Source organism: Polaromonas sp. P1_G4, assembly GCF_056405475.1.
In genome coordinates, this window is the sequence record NZ_JBFUCA010000451.1 from 1 (window position 1) to 3,552 (window position 3,552).

Annotated in this window: 4 protein-coding genes and 1 pseudogene; 1 reads left to right on the forward strand and 4 read right to left on the reverse strand. The window is 61.4% G+C overall.

Annotation, left to right across the window (positions count from 1 at the left end; all coding sequences use genetic code 11):
* Positions 1-262, reverse strand: a pseudogene (locus AC1D1X_RS18530) (glutamyl-tRNA reductase); the annotation flags it as partial.
* 137 nt (positions 263-399) lie between these two features.
* Here AC1D1X_RS18530 and AC1D1X_RS18535 point away from each other — a divergent pair.
* The gene (locus tag AC1D1X_RS18535) at positions 400-690 is read left to right on the forward strand and encodes a hypothetical protein (protein ID WP_477669828.1); all 291 of its coding nucleotides are present in this window, start codon (positions 400-402) and stop codon (positions 688-690) included.
* A 149-nt stretch (positions 691-839) separates the two neighbouring features.
* Here the strand turns inward: AC1D1X_RS18535 and ugpQ are convergent, their stop codons facing one another.
* The 3 genes from ugpQ to ugpE form a co-directional block, all read right to left on the reverse strand.
* Positions 840-1,595, reverse strand: coding sequence for a glycerophosphodiester phosphodiesterase (gene ugpQ / locus AC1D1X_RS18540; protein WP_477669827.1), 756 nt, complete (start codon positions 1,593-1,595; stop codon positions 840-842).
* A 42-nt stretch (positions 1,596-1,637) separates the two neighbouring features.
* Positions 1,638-2,657: a sn-glycerol-3-phosphate ABC transporter ATP-binding protein UgpC gene (ugpC, locus tag AC1D1X_RS18545; protein ID WP_477698846.1), complete on the reverse strand. Its 1,020-nt coding sequence runs from the start codon at positions 2,655-2,657 to the stop codon at positions 1,638-1,640.
* 62 nt (positions 2,658-2,719) lie between these two features.
* Positions 2,720-3,544, reverse strand: a complete 825-nt coding sequence (gene ugpE / locus AC1D1X_RS18550; RefSeq protein WP_477698847.1) for a sn-glycerol-3-phosphate ABC transporter permease UgpE — start codon at positions 3,542-3,544, stop codon at positions 2,720-2,722.
* Between the last annotated feature and the right edge of the window lie 8 nt (positions 3,545-3,552).

Below are 3,552 nucleotides of genomic sequence, written 5' to 3' on the forward strand. Positions count from 1 at the left end.
AGGCATGTGAGCGCAGCAGGGCGGGCGAGACGCCGCCGTTGTGTGCCAGCCAGTCCAGCGTGTGGTCCAGGTCGTTCTTTTCGCCAGCGCAGTAGATTTCAGTGCGATTGCAGGTAGAGAGCAGCGTGGCCTCGGGCTGGCGGGCCAGGGACTCGCGCAAACCGCGCAAAGTGGGCTCGACCTGGTCCAGGGCGTAGGCGAACCGGCCGCGCAAATCGAGCGGTGCGGTGTTGTGGTTTAGCCCAAGGGCCCAGACTGACATCCTTCGATTATAAAATTGAAGCGGTCAGGCCGGTACAAAGGCCGGACAATCGCCCTGATAGTCCTTTTTTTGGCCGTTTTGAAGCTTGTTCTGGATCTGCTCTGAAGCCAGGCGAGTTTTTAACTACCCCTACGCGCATGACCTTTTACCTGCTGGCCAATCACCTGCTCAATCTTGTCCTGCCGGCCGCCGCGGTGGCCCTGCTGCTGGTGTTGGCAACTCAGCTTATGGGTGGATTATTTAGATCAAAAATGCCTTTAGCCCAGACCTGGTATGCGCAAGCAGCTATTGTTTTTGTAGTAAACGTGGTGGTGCTGGTGGCCGGGCTGGTGTTCTTCGGCCATGACGGGAAGATGCTGACGTATGCCGCCATGGTGGTCGGCGCGGCCGTCTGCCAGTGGGTTTTGCTGGGCGCCTGGCGGGCCTGAAGGGGCTTGTAAATCCAATGGCCGGGCGCATGGCTGCGTTGCGCGGTGCTCGGAATCCTCATGCACCCAAGTGCATTCCGGTGTCCTGCGCTCCGTGCGCCTTGCCCTGCATCCGGTAATTGAATTTCTAAAGTCCCTTCGAATACCGACTACAAATCGGGCTTGAAGACGTTCACTGCGTCCGTGATGATGCCGTCGGTGCCCAGGGCCAGCAGCCGCTGCACGTTCGCTTCGTCATTCACCGTATAGCTCAGCAACTTGAACCCGGCTTTTTTGGCCTGGGCCACCGTATCGGCGTTCCAGAGCTTGTGGTTGCAGACGATGGCCACGCAGTCCAGGCCGGTCGCCGTTTCCAGCCAGTTGGCCGGGAGTTGGTCGAGCAGCAGGCCGCGTGGCAACTGCGGCTGGGCGCGCCTGGCCGCCTCAAGGGACAGCGGCTGGAAGGACGTCAGCAGTGGGGGAATGGCTTGGTCCTGCCACAGCCGGGCCGCTTCGTTGGCCACCACAGTGCCGGTGTGACTCTCGATGCCCGGTGTGGGCTTGATCTCGATATTGAGGAAGTAGCCCTTGTCCAGGCAAAAGCGGGCGATGCGCTCAAAGCTGGCGAGGCCCTCCGCGGCAAACGCCGGGGAATGCCAGCCGCCGGCGTCAAGCTTGGCCAGCGCCTCCCAGCTCAACTCGCCAGCCACACCTTTGCCGTTGCTGGTGCGCTCCAGCGTGGCGTCGTGCAGCAAAAAGGGAACGTCGTCGGCGCTCAGTTTCACGTCGCACTCGAACATGCGGTAGCCATGGCTGGCGCCCAGCATGAAGGAGGCCAGGGTGTTTTCGGGCGCCAGCTTGCCGGCGCCGCGATGCGCTACCCAGCGCGGGTAGGGCCAGTTGGCAGCTGATACGGGGTTTGTCATGGGTGTGCTCAGGACCTGTGGAGACGAGACGAAAGCCGGAAATTAGATCCGTTTGCCCGTTTCCGAGTCAAACCAGTGCAGGCGATCTGCGCGCGGCGTGACATGGATGGTCGCGCCGATCTCGGGCGCGATTGACAGGCTTTCGTCGGTGCGCACGATGATGGCTTCGCTGCCCATGCGGCAGTACAGCAGGCGCTCGGCGCCCAGCATTTCAATCGTGTCGACCTGCACGGGCCAACCCGTGGTGCCCACCGTCAAGTGTTCAGGCCGTATGCCCAGAATGGCGCCGGGCTTGCCGCCGAAATCGGTGTTCGGCGCCTGCTTGAGCAAATTCATGGGCGGCGAGCCSATGAAGCTGGCCACRAAGGTGGWRGCSGGCSKGTKGTARACCTCTTCGGGCGTGCCGAACTGCTCCATSMSGCCGSCGTTCATSACSATCATGCGCTGGGCCAGKGTCATGGCYTCGACCTGGTCGTGGGTSACGAAAAGCGAGGTGATGCCGAGTTCGCGGTGCAACTTCTGGATCTCCAGGCGGGTCTGCACGCGCAGCTTGGCGTCCAGATTGGACAGCGGCTCGTCAAACAAAAACACCTGTGGCTGGCGCACGATGGCGCGGCCCATGGCCACGCGCTGGCGCTGCCCGCCCGAGAGCGCGCGGGGCTTGCGGTCCAGCAGGTGGCCCAGCTCGAGGATCTTGGCGGCCTTGTCGACGCGCGTCTTGATTTCGTCCTTGGGCACTTTGGCGATCTTCAGGCCGTAAGCCATGTTGTCGAACACGCTCATGTGCGGGTAAAGCGCGTAGTTCTGGAACACCATGGCGATGTCCCGCTCCGAAGGCTCCAGCTCGTTGACGACCTTGCCGCCGATGGAGATTTGCCCGTCGCTGACTTCTTCCAGCCCGGCCACCATGCGCAGCAGGGTGGACTTGCCGCAGCCAGAGGGCCCGACGATGACGATGAACTCGTGGTCATTGATCTCGGCGTTCACGCCGTGCAAAACCTGCAGCATGTCTTTGCCGGAGCCGTAGCGCTTGATGATGTTGTTGAATGAGAGGGATGCCATGTCTGTATTTCCGTTGTGTCTTGGTTGTTCTTGGCAGTCTGGGCCGCTCTGGGCTGCAGCTGTTATTTCTCGGTGTCGACCAGGCCCTTGACGAACCATTTCTGCATCAGCACCACCACCAGGGCGGGCGGCAGCATCGCCAGAATCGCGGTGGCCATGACCACATTCCATTCGTTCTGGCCGTCGCCGCCGGCGATCATGCGCTTGATGCCAACGACCACCGGGTACATGTCTTCACTGGTCGTGGYCAGCAGCGGCCAGAGGTACTGGTTCCAGCCGTAGATGAACTGGATGACAAAGAGCGCCGCGATGGAGGTCTTCGACAGCGGAAGCAGCACGTCAAAGAAAAAACGCATGGGGCTGGCGCCGTCCATGCGCGATGCTTCGGTCAGTTCTTCTGGCACCGTCAGGAAAAACTGGCGGAACAAAAAGGTTGCCGTGGCCGAGGCAATCAGCGGCACCGTGAGGCCTGCATACGTGTTGAGCATGTTCAAGTCCGACAGCACCTTGTAGGTGGGCAGAATGCGCACCTCCACCGGCAGCATCAGCGTCACGAAGATGGCCCAGAAGCAGGTCTTCTTGAACGGAAAGCGGAAGTACACGATGGCAAATGCCGACAGCAGCGAGATGGTGATCTTGCCGATGGCGATCACCATCGCCGTGACGAAGCTGACCCACATCATGTGCGCCACGGGTGCGTTGGAGCCGGCTGCGGATTCACGCCCGAACAGCGCGGCCTTGTAGCTGTCGAGCATGTTGGTGCCCGGCAGCATCGGCATGGGCGCCTGCACGATTTCCTGCGCCGTGTGGGTCGAGGCCACAAAGGCCAGGTAGAGGGGGAAGGCGACGATGAAGACGCCCAATATCACGATCACATGCGCGAGGATGCCATGCG